At 61.5% G+C, this 16,410-nt stretch carries 14 protein-coding genes; 3 read left to right on the top strand and 11 right to left on the bottom strand.

Annotated elements, in window-relative coordinates:
- Positions 1-98 precede the first annotated feature (98 nt).
- From J3P73_RS30780 to J3P73_RS30825, 10 genes are all read right to left on the bottom strand, one after another.
- Positions 99-1,814, bottom strand: a complete 1,716-nt coding sequence (locus tag J3P73_RS30780; RefSeq protein ID WP_027690142.1) for a SulP family inorganic anion transporter — start codon at positions 1,812-1,814, stop codon at positions 99-101.
- 23 nt (positions 1,815-1,837) lie between these two features.
- Positions 1,838-3,241 (bottom strand): DUF2252 domain-containing protein, encoded by a 1,404-nt coding sequence (locus J3P73_RS30785; RefSeq protein WP_130773950.1) that lies wholly within the window; start codon positions 3,239-3,241, stop codon positions 1,838-1,840.
- Positions 3,242-3,856: 615 nt separating this feature from the next.
- Positions 3,857-4,621, bottom strand: a complete 765-nt coding sequence (gene kduD, locus J3P73_RS30790; RefSeq protein WP_274599129.1) for a 2-dehydro-3-deoxy-D-gluconate 5-dehydrogenase KduD — start codon at positions 4,619-4,621, stop codon at positions 3,857-3,859.
- The gene (gene kduI / locus J3P73_RS30795; protein ID WP_130773948.1) at positions 4,618-5,454 is read right to left on the bottom strand and encodes a 5-dehydro-4-deoxy-D-glucuronate isomerase; all 837 of its coding nucleotides are present in this window, start codon (positions 5,452-5,454) and stop codon (positions 4,618-4,620) included. The genes kduD and kduI overlap by 4 nt, the downstream gene beginning before the upstream one ends.
- A gap of 624 nt (positions 5,455-6,078) precedes the next feature.
- On the bottom strand, positions 6,079-6,225 hold the full coding sequence (locus J3P73_RS30800) for a DUF1127 domain-containing protein (protein ID WP_003548073.1): 147 nt from the start codon (positions 6,223-6,225) through the stop codon (positions 6,079-6,081).
- Positions 6,226-6,392: 167 nt separating this feature from the next.
- Positions 6,393-7,373 carry a 3'-5' exonuclease gene (locus J3P73_RS30805; RefSeq protein WP_130773947.1) on the bottom strand — a complete coding sequence of 327 codons (981 nt, stop codon included), beginning with the start codon at positions 7,371-7,373 and terminating at the stop codon, positions 6,393-6,395.
- Positions 7,374-7,465: 92 nt separating this feature from the next.
- Entirely contained in the window at positions 7,466-8,845 is a 1,380-nt protein-coding gene (locus J3P73_RS30810) for an ATP-binding protein (RefSeq protein ID WP_185828649.1), read from the bottom strand.
- Complete coding sequence (locus J3P73_RS30815; protein ID WP_018071245.1) at positions 8,842-9,516, bottom strand: response regulator transcription factor; 675 nt, start codon at positions 9,514-9,516, stop codon at positions 8,842-8,844. Before J3P73_RS30815 ends, J3P73_RS30810 begins: the two co-directional genes overlap by 4 nt.
- Before the next feature lie 123 nt (positions 9,517-9,639).
- Positions 9,640-10,239, bottom strand: coding sequence for a class I SAM-dependent methyltransferase (locus J3P73_RS30820; RefSeq protein WP_130822280.1), 600 nt, complete (start codon positions 10,237-10,239; stop codon positions 9,640-9,642).
- Between the two features lie 96 nt (positions 10,240-10,335).
- Positions 10,336-11,226 (bottom strand): haloalkane dehalogenase, encoded by an 891-nt coding sequence (locus J3P73_RS30825; protein ID WP_130773944.1) that lies wholly within the window; start codon positions 11,224-11,226, stop codon positions 10,336-10,338.
- On the opposite strand from J3P73_RS30825, the gene J3P73_RS30830 reads away from it, so the two are divergent.
- From J3P73_RS30830 to J3P73_RS30840, 3 genes are all read left to right on the top strand, one after another.
- Positions 11,227-11,739 (top strand): MarR family winged helix-turn-helix transcriptional regulator, encoded by a 513-nt coding sequence (locus J3P73_RS30830; protein ID WP_018071248.1) that lies wholly within the window; start codon positions 11,227-11,229, stop codon positions 11,737-11,739.
- Positions 11,740-11,803: 64 nt separating this feature from the next.
- On the top strand, positions 11,804-13,075 hold the full coding sequence (locus tag J3P73_RS30835; protein ID WP_130773943.1) for a flavin monoamine oxidase family protein: 1,272 nt from the start codon (positions 11,804-11,806) through the stop codon (positions 13,073-13,075).
- A gap of 230 nt (positions 13,076-13,305) precedes the next feature.
- Positions 13,306-14,337, top strand: coding sequence for an aldo/keto reductase (locus J3P73_RS30840; protein ID WP_130665878.1), 1,032 nt, complete (start codon positions 13,306-13,308; stop codon positions 14,335-14,337).
- 109 nt (positions 14,338-14,446) lie between these two features.
- Here the strand turns inward: J3P73_RS30840 and J3P73_RS30845 are convergent, their stop codons facing one another.
- The gene (locus J3P73_RS30845) at positions 14,447-16,231 is read right to left on the bottom strand and encodes a trimethylamine N-oxide permease (protein WP_207580057.1); all 1,785 of its coding nucleotides are present in this window, start codon (positions 16,229-16,231) and stop codon (positions 14,447-14,449) included.
- Positions 16,232-16,410 lie beyond the last annotated feature (179 nt).

Raw genomic sequence — 16,410 nt, forward strand, 5'->3', positions numbered from 1 at the left:
AGTCTCGGTCTCCGCTTACACCGCAGACATGAGCTCTTAGTTTGGATTGTGCATTTTGTTCATCGTTTTCTCCACTGTCTAACGGCGTCAGGGTGCATTCATTGCTTGATGCTTGGGTTGGCTGCGCCAAAGCTCTTGAGCAGGTCGTCGAGGGAACGGCCTTCGACGCCGCCGAGCTTCTCTTCGAGGTTGTCGGCTTGCAGGAGATCCCTAGTCCGGCCGCGGGCGCCCACGACACGCAATGGAACCTTTTGCGTTGCGAGCTCGGCATGGAGCTTGTGAAGCATACCCGAGCCAGCCAGATCCAGCAGGGGAGATGCCGAGAGGTCGCACACGACGAGCTCGAGGTCGTTGACCTTTTCCGCCTCGACTCGTTCGAGGACAGCTTGCAGGACCGTATCCGCATTCACGTAGATCAGGTTGCTTTCCGGGCGGAACGCGATGGCATGACCCAGCGGTTCATTTTCCGGATGAAGGTCGACGTCCGAGTAATCACAGGTGCCCGGAATACGTCCCAGGAAGGCAACATGCGGCCGGGAGGCGCGGATCAACAGCATGATGATGGATGCGAGAGCCGCAAGCAAGATTCCCTGCAGGATGCCGAGCAGCAGGACAGCAACCAGCGCAATGGTGGCCGCATAGAAATCGACCCGGCTGACGCGCGACATCCGACGAAGCTCCGGAAAGTTGATCAGGCCTGCGACCGCGGTGAGAACGACGGCAGCGAGAACCGCCTTGGGCAGGTTTTCCAAGAGGCCGGTGAGAAAAAGCAGGCAGATCGCAAGCGTAATCGAGGCAAAGACGAGCGCAAGCGGACTGCGGGCTCCCGCCTTGTCATTGACCGCGGACTGGGACAGTCCGCCGGCCACCGGATAGCCCTGTCCCAGCCCGGCAAAGAGGTTGGCGGCGCCGATGCCGAGGAACTCCTGTCGCGGATCCAGCGCATAGCCGTGTTTGGCGGCAAAACTGCGGGCAGCGGAGACGCCTTCGATATAGGCCAGCAGCAGGACCCCACCCGCCAGTGGCACAATTCCCTCGACGTCGCGGAGTCTCAGCGAGGGACCGTGGAGTGATGGCAGACCCGATGGAATTGCGCCAGTGATCGGCACGCCCATGCCGGGGAGGCCGAGCAGCGTTGCGGCGGCGATCGAGATGCAGACGACGGCCAGTGCAACCGGCCGTCCGGGAAACAGTCGATCGCCCGCGACGATTGCCAGTATCGCCGTTAGGCCGACAGCCAGAACGATCGGGTTCGTTCCGCCGAGCTGACCCAGGATCAGCAAGAGGCGCTCGAAGAAATTATGGCCTCCGCCTGTCACGCCGAACAGGCTTGGAAGCTGTGTCATGGCAATGGTGAGGCCCGCACCTGTCTTGAAACCGACCAGAATACTGTCGCTGATCAGCCTGACCAGGACACTCAACCGAAGCGCCCAGGAGATGAGGGCAAGTCCGGCGACGGTGAATGCCGCAAGGCTTGCGATCTGGGCGTAGCGCAGCGCATCGTCACCCGCCATCAACGCGATTGAACTGGCGATCATCAGCGAGATGGCCGACGTCGGTCCGACCGCCAATTGGCGCGACGAGCCGAGCAGGGCGTAGCCCAACCCGCCAAGGAGATAGCCATAGATGCCGACCTGCGGCTGCAACCCCGCGAGTGTCGCGTAAGCCAGCGAAACCGGGATGGCATAGGCTGCAAGCGTGATTCCCGCTACCACATCAGATCCCAGGTAGGATGGGCTGTAGTGCGGCAGCCATTGCGTCGGAGGCAGGAAAGAGAGCCACTTCGGCAGGCCGTGATTTTCCGTCTTCTCCATGATGCTGAGATCCCCAGAGGTGGCTAGGCCTCCGTTAACACATTGATCTTGCCCTTCTTCACAGCCGACTTGAGGGCTGCGTGGTCACGCTCCGCCTGGTCGGCATAGGCGATCGCGAAGCCCGCTATTGCCTTGTCGAAGACATCGTTCGTTGCACCGAGATAGCCGGCTATCGCCGTCACGTTGCTTCCTTTGGAATGGGCGCGGGCAAGGACCCAGCCGCAGGCCTTCGCATAGGCCTCCATCCACTCAGCATCGAAACTCTCGATCAGCGGCTTGATCTTGGCGTCGCGGAGCTGGCGGACATAGAACTGCCGGCCGTTCGGTGCCGTCACCCAACCGAGGAAGATGTCCGAGACGGGCTGCATCAACCGTTGGCCCATGACGACCCGCTGGCCCGAATGGCCATAGGCACTCTCGCCGGCAAAACGCTCAAGCGCCGATGGTCCCGCCTCTTTGAACTGTAGGAACAGCGGATCGTTGCTCGCCGACATCAGGAGGGCAATCCAGCATCTGCGTCCGACACTGCCTATACCGACGACCTTGATGGCCGCATCGATGACCTGGTGCCGGTCCAGAAGGACGCGCAGGTCGTCAGACAATGTCTTGCGATAGTCGTTGAAGACGGCCTCGAGAACGCTCTGAAACTCGGGCGCTGTGGCCTGCTCGGGGTGAAAGATCAGGGGCGGCTGTTCGCGAATGCGGACCCTGCCGCCGACGGTGCCGGCGAGCTTCGGGAAGTCGAGTTCCGATCCGCTGCCTGCGGCAACCTTGTCAATGCGATCTCGGACAAACTTTTGCACGCCGGGAGGCAGGCTCTGTATCACGTCCGTGTCGGTGACTTTCTGATACCATGCTTCCAACGGACCGAGTTCCGAGAATTTGCATAGGCGTTTGCGATAGCTGCGGGCACTGGCCTCGGCACAATTTTGCGCCTTGATATCCGACAGGCCGATAGAGCGGGCGGCCAGAACGACGGAGGCTGCCAGCCGCTTGACGTCCCATTCCCATGGCGCAGGCAGGGTCTCATCGAAGTCGTTGATGTCGAAGATGATGTTGCGCTCCGGTGTGGCAAAGCCCCCGAAGTTTGCAAGGTGACAATCGCCGCAGCACTGTACCTTGAGCCCTGACGCCGGCGTGTGCGCCAAGTCGGAGGCCATGACCGCGGCGGCGCCGCGATAGAAGGCGAAGGGCGACTGCAGCATGCGGCCATATTTGATGGGTACCAGCTCTTCGAAACGATCCGCGTCCGTTTCCTGCAGGATGGAGATCGGATCCGGCCGGTCATGCTGCGCCTTCCATAGACGATGATCGGCACGCTGCACTTTATCGCGCAGAGCCTTTCCGGCTGCCAGCCGGTCCTCCCGAGAGGAAATGCGTGCGATGTCAATTGACGCGACGGCCTTGGAAGATTGAACGTCATTCATGACCTAACCTCCGCCCTGCATAAGTTGCCAATACCGCAGATTGTAAATGTGCCTCTAAGTACGGCAGTAGATAACGTCGGTCGCAACAAGGGCCTATTATAGCACCTTTGTCGCTTCAGGGTGCGTAGCATCACGTAGCATCACGTAGTATCTGTGGTACTTAGTGGCGGCGGCGCCGTCTCAATGAACCTGACTGAGGCCGACCCTGTCTCCGCAAGGGACACAACGACGTTTAGCGGCGGAGTGGTAGCATGGTATGCGGGCAGGGAACGGGTGGCCGAAGGCCTTGCCGCCTGTCTCGTGATTCGCCTGTCGTTGTACTAACGCCGCCCCGGCTTCTGCCCGGGGACACCAGAATCCGTAACTCATTTCCCACTTTCGTCGTTTGCGCGCCGTTTCAACGACCGACACCAACGCCTGAGGTCAGGTATGCCCCGACATCTAACTCTCCGTCACAAGGACTTAATGCGGGAAATGCGGCGATATCCGCGCCATCTGGCGCTCGCTAAGCAGGAACAAATCACCCATCACGGCCTCCTTCTCAGAAACCGTGAATCACATCTTAAAGCAAATTAATAGGTCCTGAGCCTAGGCCTGATCGGTTGGTGAGACCGATCAGCGCGCCAGCCAACCGCCATCGACGGGCAGCACCGTTCCATGCACGTAGTCGGATGCCGACGATGCCAGGAATACGGCCGCACCGCCGAGTTCGGAGGGCGTTCCCCAGCGCCCGGCCGGGATGCGGGCAAGGATGGCGCCACTGCGGTCGGCATCCTCGCGCAGCGCCGTGGTGTTGTTGGTCACGAAGTAACCGGGGGCGATGGCGTTGACGTTGACGCCTTTGCCGGCCCATTCGCAGGCAAGCAGCTTGGTCAGTCCAGCGAGGCCACTTTTCGAGGCAGTATAAGACGGGATCCGGATGCCGCCCTGGAAGGATAGCAGCGAGGCGATGTTGATGATCTTGCCCCTGCCCTTGTCGACCATGTGGCGGCCGGCTGCCTGCGACAGGAAGAAGGCGGTCTTCAGGTTGACGTCGATTACCGCGTCCCAGTCTTCCTCGGTGAAGTCGAGCGCATTGGCGCGGCGGATGATGCCGGCATTGTTGACGAGGATGTCGAGGCCGCCGAAGGTCTGGATGGTCTCAGTGACGATCCCCTTGACCGGTTCGATGCTGGCGAGATCGGCCTTGACGACATGAAAGCGGCTTCCCGCTTCCTTCACCAGCGCCTCGGTTTCGTCCATCGAGGAGCGTCCGACGGCGACGATCGACGCACCGGCCTGCGCCAACGCTGCCGCGATGGCCTGGCCGAGCCCTGTATTGGCGCCGGTGACGACGGCGACCCGGCCGGAAAGGTCGAAGGGATTTGCCACGACGCTCACCTCAGATCCGCAATGGCGATATGGTCCATGTCGGTGAAGCTCTTATTGTCGCCCGCCATCGCCCAGATGAAGCTGTAGTTCTTGGTGCCGGCGCCCGAATGGATCGACCAGGGCGGCGAGATGACCGCCTGTTCGTTGGCGACAAGCATATGCCGGGTCTGCTGCGGCTCGCCCATGAAGTGGAAGACACGCTGCTCCGCTTCCAGATCGAAATAGAGATAGGCTTCCATGCGGCGGTCATGCGTATGGGCCGGCATTGTGTTCCAGACGCTGCCCGCCTCGATCATGGTGAAGCCCAGGGTGAGTTGGCAGGACTGGCAGACCTCAGGATGGATGAACTGGTAGATCGACCGTTTGTTGGCTGTTGCGGCTTCCCCCGGCGTCAGGTGACGGGCCTTTTCGCGGGTGAGCAACACGGTCGGGTGCGCTTGATGCGCCGGCGTCGAGACCAGATAGAACTTTGCCGGATTGGCCGCATCCGCACTCTCGAACCTGATGTCCTTGGCACCCTTGCCGACATAGAGGCAATCATATTTGGCAAGATCGTAGTTCGTGCCGTCGACGATGATGCGGCCGGCGCCGCCGATGTTCAGGGCGCCGAGTTCGCGCTCGGCAAGGAAGGTTTCCTGTCCGATTGCCGTCGGCGCGGTCAGCGTCAGCCCGGGGCCGAGCGGCGTCGCGCCGCCGATGACCATCCGGTCGTAATGCGAATATGTCAGCCGGATCTCGCCGCTCGCGAAGACGGTTTCCACCAGAAAGTGACGCCGCAGCGTCTCCGTGTCGAAATCGCGCACGGCCTCGGGATGGGAGGCGTGCCTCACGTCGATCAGCATGTCAATTTTCCTTCCGCTTCATTGTCGCCAGGGGTCGTCGCTATTGCGGAAGCCGATCTTGTCCGGCCTGTTCCGCCGCGGCGGTATCCATCCGGTTACATAGTTGTACGACAAGTTTGGTGTCAACAGGTTTGTCGGTGCGCGCTTGAGGAGACGCAAGGCCCGCAAGAGCACGAAATAAAATCTGGGTATCGACAGGAGAATTTCCGGAGATGACGACGCCATCATCAAGCGATGATCGCAAGTGGTCGCTTCGGCGCGGTCCGGAATTTTCTTGGGCCAAAACGAAAAAGCCTGCCGCGGGAGGAGGTGCGGCAGGCTTTCGAAAAAAACCGAACGACAGCTGGGAGGAGGAGTGCTGTCATTCCACAGACGACCCTGGGAGGAGGATGGGGCGCCTGTACATCGAAGGGATGCGGGAGGAGGTGCATCGCTTCGATAGAAATAATCATACTTATTTCTTGCTCAGTTGATAGGCATTTCTTTGCAGGGCAGCTATGCGTTATGCGAAAAGCGGGCGGCTTGATCAGCCTGCTCCATCTGCCGCAGACACAAAAGCAAAGCGCCCGCTTGGGAGGAAGCAGGCGCTGGCATAGTCTCGAAGATGCTTGATCTAAGCTGCCGTTAGCGGGCGATGGCTGCGCGGGCGACGTTGCGGATTTCGCTGCGGCCGATGCCGAGGTCGTCCAGTTCGCGTGCGGACATACGACCCAGTTCAGCGACCGTCTGACGATACTTGCGCCAGTTATTAAAAGAGCGTGCTACGTTCATGATGATCCCCTTTCGTGGGCTTTCGAAGCTTAGCTGCCAGTCCTTGGCGCTTCGTTCGCTTCGATGAGCTGTATATAGTATGAGACCCCTGACTATTGCAGCGCCAATGCATCACTGCACCTATGCGGCAATTGCATGGATCATCAAATCTGGTAGCGATTTCCCGATTATGCTTTGAAACGATCGAAGGCCGTCAGCCGCACGATCGGCGGCTCCGCCTCGGCCCAGCGGTAAATATCCGAGCGCAGATAGGAAAGCTCGTCGTCGAGATCCTCTTCGCCGACTTCGATCCACCAGGACTTCAGGCGGCCGTCGCTTCCGTCCGACCAGCGATAACCCCTCGCCTTCAGATGATCCTTCATCTCGAACGGGCTGTGTTCGGCAAAGATACGGATGCGTGAGCGCTGGCTGGCGCGGTAAAGCTCGGTGAACGGGCTTTCACCGTCGCGCTGCTCTCGATCGAGGATTTCCAGCAGTGCGTGGCAGTCGTCCACGGCGCGATGGCCTTCGTGGAAATACCCAGCCTGGCCGACGAGATAGCCGAGCTTGGTACCCTCGAAGCCGCGGTCGCTCCAGTCGATCTCCGAAACCGAGCATGCCCAGGCCTTGCCGGTGAAAATCTTTGAGAAAGCCTCGCAGAACGGCCGGTCGAACCCAGCATTATGGGCAATGATCAGATCGGCCGGCTCGATCAGAGTTCTCAGCGATTGGATATCGATGAGCTGTCCTTCGACCATCGCATCGTTGATACCCGTCAGCCGGGTGATCTCGGGCGGGATCGGCCGGGACGGCTGTTGCAGGCCGCCGTAAATGCCGACGATATCGCCGATCGCGCCGTCATCGTTGAAGGTAAAGGCGACGGCGCCGATTTCGATGATCTCGTCGCTGCGGTGGTTGAGACCGGTGGTCTCCGTATCGAGAATGACGCCGAGCCGCGAAAACTCCGGCCGTCTGACTGATGCAATCGGCCGGGCCGCCAGTTTTCTCAAGATGCGATAGTTGCCGCTCTCTTCCAGCGTCCGCGCCATGTCTTCATCAGAGTAGGCGGTCGGTTGGGAAGGTTGCCGGCGCGATGGAACGCGCACCTTGGCAATCGCGGGCGATGCCTTGGCAAACATGTCGAGTTGCGAATCTCTGTGCACGCTCATCGGATCTATATGTCACGGAGACGCGATTTAATCCATCACGCGACAACGCCGAGCGTCCGTCAGATGCGCAAAGGACGCTATAGCCCTTTGAATTACGCAGTCGCCAGGCGCGGCGGCGTGTGAACGCCTGCCGTTTTGTCCGGTGGGAAGCTCAGCCGGCAGATCGCGCCGGGATTGCGGTTGTCGATCGTCACCTCGCCGCCGTGCATGCGCAGGATGTCACGAACGAGATTGAGGCCGAGGCCGGCGCCGCGTCCGTCGTGATGGCGCTTGAAGAACGGCTCGAATATGCGATCCCGCATACCGGCGGGGATACCCGGTCCCTCGTCGCTGACCTCGATCCAGTGGCAGCCGGCGGTCAGCGAGATGATGCCTTTCCTGCCGCCGTGGTTGATCGCATTTTGCAGGATGTTCATCAGGGCGCGCTGCAGCGCCAGAAGATCGCCCTCGATCTCGCCGGCACCCTCGACATCGAACTGCACCGTATAACCGGCGGCAAAGGCCAGCGGCGCCATCTCGATGATAACCTTCCTCGCCAGCTGCCCCAAATCGACCTTGGTGAACTGGACCTTGCCCTGTTTCAGCCGCTGAAGATCGAGCATCTGCTCGGTGAGAACGGCAAGCCTTGCGGCATCTTCCAAGAGGTCGGTCTTGATCGAACTGTGCGGCAGGGATCCAATTCGCGTATTCAGAATGGCGATCGGCGTGCGCAGCTCATGGGCAGCGTCGGTCAAAAACCGTTCCTGCCGCTCATAACCCTCGTCGAGACGGCCGAGCGCGCGGTTGACGGCGTGCACCAGCGGCGCGATCTCTTCCGGAATATCGTTTTCCGACAACCGGCCGCCGCGCTGGTCGATATCGATCGTATCGGCCTGGAGTGCCGCCTGGTCGATCCCGACCAGCGACCTTCGCACGACGAGCGGCGTTGCGATCAGCGCGCCCAACGCCATCACTGCGACGATGGGGATAACAATTTTCATAAGGATCAATGAAACGCGAAACAGAATGAAGGCGAGTGAGTTCGGGCCGTCGGTGCCCGTCAGAAACTGCACCTGTCCCCAATCCATCGCAATCCACATCATCCGGGCAGCCGGACGGTCGTGGTCGCCGAGATCCGAGCCGAACCTTGCCTGGCCGACATGATCGAGCGTATTGCCGATGGTGGCATATTCTTCCGGAATCCGGCCCTCGGTCAAAACATGTCCCTGCATGTCGCGAATGGTGTACCAGAGATCGGGCTCATCTTTCCGCAGCTGTCGCAAATCCTCGGTCTCCCTCAGGCTCAACTCTCCGGTGGGCTGGCGGAAGACGGCCTGGCGCAGGATCTCGATCGTACCCTCTGTCGACCTGTAATCGGTTATCTTGCCCACCGAAATCAGTACGATCATCACCAGGATGAGCACGACCGACTGTACGGCAAGAAGCCGCCAGAGCAGGCGCTTGCGCAGCGAATAGGAGCATCGTTTGTTCATGATGCTTCACGCAGGAGATAACCCACGCCCCGGATGACGTTGATGACCACGCCCGCATGCGACGCTGCCAGCTTGCGCCGCAGCCGCGATATATGGGAATCGAGCGCATTCGACTGGATCTCGTCGTCGAAGCCGAAAACCGCTTCCATCAGGGCCGGCCGCGGCACCATGCGACCGGCCCGCCGCACCAGGCATTCGAGCACCAGTGCCTCCCGGCGCGGCATCTCCAGACGCTGGCCGGAGACGATGATGTCGCAATAGGTCGGATCGAATAAAAGCCGGCCCACCGAGATCAGCGCCGGGCGCAAAGTTTCGGAGCGGCGCATGACGGCACGCAGCCGCGCCAGAAGTTCGTCGAAGACGAACGGCTTGGCGAGGTAATCGTCGGCGCCGGTCTCAAGCCCAGTGATCCTGTCTGGAACCTCTCCCTTGGCGGTGATGACGATGATTGGCAGCGTCAACCCCTTTTTGCGGATCTTCGGAATGAGTTCAAGGCCGTCGCCGTCCGGCAGTTGCCGATCCAGGAGGACGGCGTCGTAGGCGCCGTCGCCGATCACCAGCTCGGCGTCGCATAGGGTCGAAACATGGTCCATCACCATGTCGTGCCGGGTCAGGGCGCCCCTGAGCGCCACGGCCATTTGAGGTTCGTCCTCGATCAGTAATATACGCATCTCACATTCCTATCGGGGCCGTCGATCCACAGGAGGAGACCATATCACCTCATCGACGCCCGCAGCAGCGGTAGCGCATCGAACGCCGGATTGCTGCCTCGAAGCAAAGGATCCTATCTCTCATCATGCGTGGCGCTGCTCGATCAGAGCCATTGGCTGGTACCTGCGGCTGATGCGATAAACCGCAGCCGGCGGGATATTGCGCAACGTCCAGCCGATCCTCTTTGAGGCTAGACCGAGGGAGTCGAGGATTTCGACGGGCACTGGGCATTTTGGGCCGTAGGTGAATTGATAGAAGGCACCATGCGGTCTGAGGTTGGAAAAGCAGCCCTCGAGCAGCGCCTGAACATCGTCCGGCCGCATGGCAAGAAGCGGAAGGCCGCTGACGACGCCACCGAAGAAACTTCTGGAAAGCGCCGTCTTCCACATCTCCCGCACGTCCAGCTGCAGCACCCTGGCATCGGGAAAGCGATCTTGAAGCAGCGTGGCGAAATCCCGTTCGTATTCGATCAGAGTCAGATCGCGCTCTGCAATGCCGCGTTCCAAAAGGGCCGCGGTGAAAACCCCGGTGCCTGGGCCGAGTTCGAGAATCGGCCCGGTTAGCGTAGAAATTTCCTTGGTCATCAGGCCCGCAAGGCGGGGGCCTGACGGTGTGATCGAGGCGATGCGCAGCGGCGCGCGAAGCCAGGCAAGAAGAAAGCGTCGGCGATCGAAACGTGGCATGGGACCTTCACGGTGGCTGATTGTTCCCACCCATGAACCGGCTCAACATTGCAACAGTCTGTCATGTCGCAGTCACGGTGCCGCAGACGCAGATTTTTATGCCTGAGACGCGACCTTCCGGTGCGCTGCTCTCAGCCCCCTCCTGTCGATCCAGCTTTTGATTTCGGCGGCAATCGCCTCGGGCTGGTCCTCGGGGGCAATGTGGCGCGCCGGCCCACAACCCCTGATCTCCAGGCCGGCGACGTTGTCGCGGCACCACGAAATCATCTCGCTGCCGATCAACAGCGTTTCGGAGGGACCGTCGAAGGTCAGCAACAGCTTGGGAGTCAAAGGACTGGCGGAAAGCCAGCGGTCATAGGCCTCGATTCTGGTGACCACGTCGGCCGGCTCCCCGTTGATCGGCATGGCGCGCGGCCATTCCAGCAGCGGGCGTCGGCTGTCACGGTCCGGATAGGGTGCGCGGTAGACATCCCAGTCGAAATCGCTGAGCCCTTTCAGCGTGGTCGCGCGCAAGGCCTGTTCGATGAAGAAATTTTCGTCGAGGACCTTGGCCTCGCCGGTTCCCGCACCCCGCAACAGCTCATAACGCGCCTTTCCTCCGCCCGGCAAATCCTCCCAGCCCATCGGCCGCAGGATGGTTTCCATGAAGGCGATGCCGCGCACCCGCTCGGCGTGGCGCGAGGCCCAGTCGAATGCCAGCGCGCCGCCCCAGTCGTGGCCGACGAGCACGACGTCGTCGAGGTCAAGCGCATCGAACCAGGCGTCGAGATAGGCGATGTGATCGCCATAGCGATAGCCGATATCGGGTTTGCCGGAGCGTCCCATGCCGATGAGATCGGGCGCCAGGCAGCGGCCGGCCCCGATGCCGGGCATGATGTTCCGCCAGAGATGCGATGAGGTGGGATTGCCGTGAAGGAAGACGATCGGGTCGCCCTCCCCCAATTCCTCGTAGGAGATGAACGAGGTGAGGATATCGATGGTCGGCATATGGAGCTCCACGCTTTCGTGCTATATAGGCAGGCGACTGTCCATTTATCATATAGACAGGTAACTGTCTATATCGCTGCGCGGGGTTTCATGTCGTCTTCTTCCCTTGGCCTGTTGTTGCGTCTGGTCCATCAGCATTGGACACAGGCCGTCGAAGCGGCACTCGATGAGGCCGGCTACGGCGATATCCGCCCGCCGCACGCCAATGTCTTCACCTTCGCGCGGCCCGAGGGCATCCAGGTCAGCGAGCTGACCAAGCTCGCCCGTGTTCGCAAGCAGACGATGACGCAGGCCGTCGAAGAACTCGAGCGCTTGGGTTATGTCGAGCGCCGGCCCGATCCGAATGACCGGCGCGGCCGGCTGGTGTTTCTGACGGAAAAAGGCCAGGGGGTCAGGCCAATAGCGATGGCGGCCGGCCGGCGCGTCGATGAAAGCTGGGCCGCCCTGACCAGCCAGCAGCAGATGGACGATCTGCGGACAGCACTCCGGCGGCTGCTGGAACAGCTGCAATAGCAAAGCGGGGCTGGCATGAGAGCAACTCTTTCCACTTAACCATCGCGCGACCGAAGGAGAATGTATGCCTGGTGACAAAAGCAAGGGCGCCAAGGAGGATGTCGTCGTCATCGGCGCCGGTGCCGCCGGCATTGCCGCCGCCCGCCGCCTGCAGGCAATCCGTCCGGATCTTTCCATCCTCCTGCTTGAAGCCGGCGATCGTCTCGGCGGTCGCGCCTGGACGGCCAGCCTGCCTGAAGCCGCCGATATCGGGCTCGATCTTGGCTGCGGCTGGCTACATGGCGCGCAGACCAATGCCTGGACTGCGATCGCCGGCGAGGTCGGACTGGCGGTCGACCGCACGCCTGCACCCTGGAACGATGGCGGACGGCGGCTTCAGCGGGATGACGCGGCGGCGCGTGCCGCAAGGGAGGCGATCGGCGCCTATTTCGAGCGCCTCGAGAGCCACGAAGGGAATGACGCAGCCCTGGCCGATATGCTCGAGCCCGGCAATCCCTGGAACGGCCAGATCCGGGCAATCGGCACCTATATCACCGGTGCCGAACTGGAGCGGTCGTCGGTCGTCGATTACAACAGATACGATCCCGGCCCTGGCCCTGACTGGCGGGTGCGCGAGGGCTATGGGACGCTGGTCTCGCTTTACGGCAAGCCGGTTCGGGCAAGGCTCGGCACCGAGGTCACGCGCATCGACCATCGTCATGCCGGCCGTATCGCCATCGAAACGAACCAGGGTGTGCTCAGTGCCCGCGCCGTGCTGGTGACCGTTTCGACGAATGTGCTTGCCGCCGGCAAGATCGCCTTCGACCCGCCTTTGCCTGACAAGATCGAGGCAGCAGCCCGTTTGCCGCTCGGGCTTGCCGACAAGCTGTTCTTGAGGCTCGTAAATCGGGAGGCGTTGCCGGCGGATACGCACATGCTCGGCTCTACCCGTCGCGGCGCAACCGGCACCTATCAGCTCCGGCCGTTCGGCGCTCCTGTTGTCGAGGCCTATTTTGCCGGCGACCTCGCGCATGATCTGGAGGGGCAAGGCAGAGAGGCTGCCTTCTCCTTCGCTGGAGACGAACTGGCGGCACATTTCGGCGCGGATATCCGCAAGGAATTGTCGGTGGCGGCAATGTCGGCCTGGGCAGCTGCGCCGCATATCGGCGGCTCCTATTCCTACGCCGAACCTGGCGCCTCCGATCTGCGCGGACGTCTTGCCGCGCCGCATGACGAGCGGATCTTCTTTGCCGGCGAAGCCTGTTCGACGTCGCGTTATTCGACGGCGCACGGCGCCTACGAGACCGGCGTCGCTGCAGCTGAGCTGATCGCGGGGTCGTTCTCGCAAAGTCCGTGATCCTCGCCGGCTGCGATGGCAGGCAGGAATATTTTTTTCTCACTTGGTAGCGCGGGCGGGATTGGTTATGCTGCCCTCGCCCCTGTGCTCCCAGTTCAGGGCGCTACACGTCATCCGGCGGCGAGCGGCCGCCTCAAGCACAATATTGTCATTGTCATTGATTGCAGGAGCCCCGGCTTCTACCCCGGCGTTTGCACGTCGGCTGCGGGTATCCGCATGAGGAGGAAGAAATGGATTATCGCAAGCTCGGTCCCAGCGGGACCGTCGTCACCGCCTATTGCCTCGGCACCATGACCTTCGGCGCGGAGGCCGATGAGGCCGCCTCGCACAAGCTGCTCGACGATTATTTCGCCTGGGGCGGCAATTTCATCGATACCGCTGATGTTTACAGCGCCGGCAAGTCGGAAGAGATCATCGGACGCTGGCTGAAGGCGCGCCCGACCGAGGCCCGCCAGGCAATCGTCGCCACCAAGGGGCGCTTTCCGATGGGCAACGGCCCCAACGACATCGGCCTGTCGCGCCGGCATCTTAGCCAGGCGCTCGACGATTCGCTCCGCCGCCTCGGCCTCGAGCAGATCGACCTCTACCAGATGCATGCCTGGGATGCGTTGACGCCGATCGAGGAGACGCTGCGTTTCCTCGACGATGCGGTCTCATCCGGCAAGATCGGCTATTACGGCTTCTCCAATTATGTCGGCTGGCATATCGCCAAGGCCTCGGAGATCGCCAAGGCGCGCGGCTACACCCGCCCGGTGACGCTGCAGCCGCAATATAACCTGCTGGTGCGCGACATCGAGCTCGAGATTGTCGCGGCCTGCCAGGATGCCGGCATGGGCTTGTTGCCGTGGTCGCCGCTCGGCGGCGGCTGGCTGACCGGCAAGTACAAGCGCGACGAGATGCCGACCGGCGCCACCCGCCTCGGTGAAAACCCCAATCGCGGCGGCGAATCCTATGCGCCGCGTAATGCGCTGGAACGAACCTGGGCGATCATCGGCGTCGTCGAGGAGATCGCCAAGGCGCATGGCGTCAGCATGGCGCAGGTGGCGCTCGGCTGGACTGCTGCGCAGCCGGCGATCACATCCGTCATCCTCGGCGCCCGCACACCGGAACAGCTCGCCGACAATTTGGGCGCCATGAAACTCAAGCTCTCCGATGACGACATGGCGCGGCTCAACGAGGTGAGTGCGCCCCAGCCTTTGGACTATCCCTATGGCAAGGGCGGTATCAACCAGCGCCATCGCAAGATCGAGGGCGGCCGCTGAGCCTTCCTTCTATAACCGGATGAGTCGTCTCGCCCGGTCTGCAACCACCAATGAAAAAGCCGCCATGTTTCCATGGCGGCTTAGCGGCCTTTCTGCTTGGGAGGCGATTTTAGGCCGGAAGCTGGAAGATGACGTTGGCGATCAGGACGATCGCCAGCCCGCCGGCGAGCGCGAGATAAGGCAGGATGCCGGCTTTCTTGACGCCGAGATCCTGGCCGACGAGACCGAGATCCTCCATCGCGCCGGCCGGGAATTTGCCGCCGTCGCGCACATAGTGGCGATAGGCGAAGACCGGCAGGATCAGGGCGGCGAAGATGAAGCCGACCCAGAGCGCATTGGAATAACCCCAGACCTTGGCACCCGCACCGAGGAAGAGCGCGTTGACGAAGGCCAGCACGGTGTTGAGGCCGATCAGCCAGGTCGGCGCCTTCCAGGGGCGTTCGATATGACCGGAATCCATCCGGTGGATCCAGCCGGAATTGAGGTTCAGGAAGTTGAAGATGATGTAGCCGACATTCGAGACGGCGAGCACGAAGAAGTAGCCGCCGACATCTGAGGCGATCGCCAGCAGGAAGAGATTGAAGGCGAAATCGGTCCACATCGCCCGAGTCGGCGCGCCGTGCTCGTTGACGTGGTCGAGATATTTCGGCAGCCAGCCGTCCTTCGAGCCCTGGTAGAGCGTGCGCGAGGAACCGGCCATCGCCGTCATGATGGCGAGGAAGAGCGCCATGATCATCAGTACGACGAGCAATTGGGTGACGACGCGGCCGGCGCCGATCAGGCCGCCGAGCGCTTCGGCAACACCCGTGCCATCAACGATGCCGGGGGCCAGCATGCCTGCATGGCCGAGGACGCCCTGGAAGGCGAAGGGCACGAGGAAGAAGAACAGGCAGCAGGCAAGGCCGGAATAGAAGATCGCCTTGAAGGTGTCGGTCTTCGGGTTCTTGAGTTCGCGGGTGTAGCAGACGGCCGTCTCGAAGCCATAGGTCGACCAGGCGGCGATATAGAGGCCGCCGAGGAAGAGTGTCCAGCCGCCGTTGCTCCAGGTGCCGTCGACAGCGGCATAGGCGGCTGTCGGCGGCACGAGACCGGTGACGTTGGTGGCAAGGATCTGGCCGCTGACGATCGGGTAGAGGCCGATGATGAGCAGCGGCACCAGCACGATGATGGCCAGCCACTTCTGCACGCTTGCCGTTTCGGAAATGCCGCGATGCTGGATCGCGAAGATGATCAGCATCAGGATGCCGCCGATGAAGAAGGTGGCGTTGATATTGGCGGTGGCAAGGAAGGGAATGTTGAAGCTCAAGAGCGACCAGCTGCGGATCGCCGGCGTCAGGGCGGCGATACCGTCGGTGCCGAGCAATGCCTTGACGGCGTCATCCGGCGTCGTGCCGGCATGGGCTGCGATATATTCGGCGACGCGGGGGCTGTCGGCCGTGATGGAAGCGGCATGCGCTGAGATCCAGTCGAGGACCATTTGCGAATCGGCTGCAGGAATCGGGTAGAATGCGTTGAGGATGTAACCGGCGGCGATGGCGCAGCCGAGCGACAGCACCGGCGACCAGGCAAACCAGTTGCACCAGACGGACAGCGGCGCGATGAATTTCGAATAGCGCAACCAGGCGGTGGCGCCGTAGACCGAAGCGCCGCCGGATTTGTTGGCGAACATGCCGGCGATCTCGGCATAGGTGAAGGATTGCAGGAAACCCATCACCATCGAGAAGATCCAGACGACGAAGGCAAGCTTGCCCGTCGTGCCCGCAATGCCGCCGATGGAGAAAAGAACAAGCGGCGGCACGCCCGCAGCCACCCAGAATGCGCCCTTCCAATCGAGCGCGCGTACAAGCTTACCTTCGGTGCCGGATGCAATCCCGGCCTCCACAATGTCTGTCATCAGTGAAATTCCCCATTCTATTTGTTCCGGACGTATCTTTGTACGTCTCCCTGAACGTGTCTCCCTGACAGTCTCAAGCCCGCCCGGATGATTTTGGCGATCCGTGTTCCCGACGGATTCCCGAGTCTGAACTCTTTATGCATAGTGAAGATATTTTCTTTTTAGTCAACATCACTTTA

It is taken from the genome of Rhizobium ruizarguesonis, from assembly GCF_017357285.1.
In the GTDB taxonomy this organism is placed as follows: Bacteria; Pseudomonadota; Alphaproteobacteria; order Rhizobiales; family Rhizobiaceae; genus Rhizobium; species Rhizobium ruizarguesonis.

Coding starts and splice junctions, on each gene's coding strand:
- J3P73_RS30815 (WP_018071245.1), bottom strand. CDS start 9,516: ATGCGTATATTACTGATCGAGGACGAACCTCAAATGGCCGTGGCGCTC.
- J3P73_RS30825 (WP_130773944.1), bottom strand. CDS start 11,226: ATGCCGACCATCGATATCCTCACCTCGTTCATCTCCTACGAGGAATTG.
- J3P73_RS30785 (WP_130773950.1), bottom strand. CDS start 3,241: ATGAATGACGTTCAATCTTCCAAGGCCGTCGCGTCAATTGACATCGCA.
- J3P73_RS30840 (WP_130665878.1), top strand. CDS start 13,306: ATGGATTATCGCAAGCTCGGTCCCAGCGGGACCGTCGTCACCGCCTAT.
- J3P73_RS30845 (WP_207580057.1), bottom strand. CDS start 16,231: ATGACAGACATTGTGGAGGCCGGGATTGCATCCGGCACCGAAGGTAAG.
- J3P73_RS30800 (WP_003548073.1), bottom strand. CDS start 6,225: ATGAACGTAGCACGCTCTTTTAATAACTGGCGCAAGTATCGTCAGACG.
- J3P73_RS30820 (WP_130822280.1), bottom strand. CDS start 10,239: ATGCCACGTTTCGATCGCCGACGCTTTCTTCTTGCCTGGCTTCGCGCG.
- J3P73_RS30810 (WP_185828649.1), bottom strand. CDS start 8,845: ATGAACAAACGATGCTCCTATTCGCTGCGCAAGCGCCTGCTCTGGCGG.
- kduI (WP_130773948.1), bottom strand. CDS start 5,454: ATGCTGATCGACGTGAGGCACGCCTCCCATCCCGAGGCCGTGCGCGAT.
- J3P73_RS30830 (WP_018071248.1), top strand. CDS start 11,227: ATGGAGCTCCACGCTTTCGTGCTATATAGGCAGGCGACTGTCCATTTA.
- J3P73_RS30835 (WP_130773943.1), top strand. CDS start 11,804: ATGCCTGGTGACAAAAGCAAGGGCGCCAAGGAGGATGTCGTCGTCATC.
- J3P73_RS30805 (WP_130773947.1), bottom strand. CDS start 7,373: ATGAGCGTGCACAGAGATTCGCAACTCGACATGTTTGCCAAGGCATCG.
- J3P73_RS30780 (WP_027690142.1), bottom strand. CDS start 1,814: ATGGAGAAGACGGAAAATCACGGCCTGCCGAAGTGGCTCTCTTTCCTG.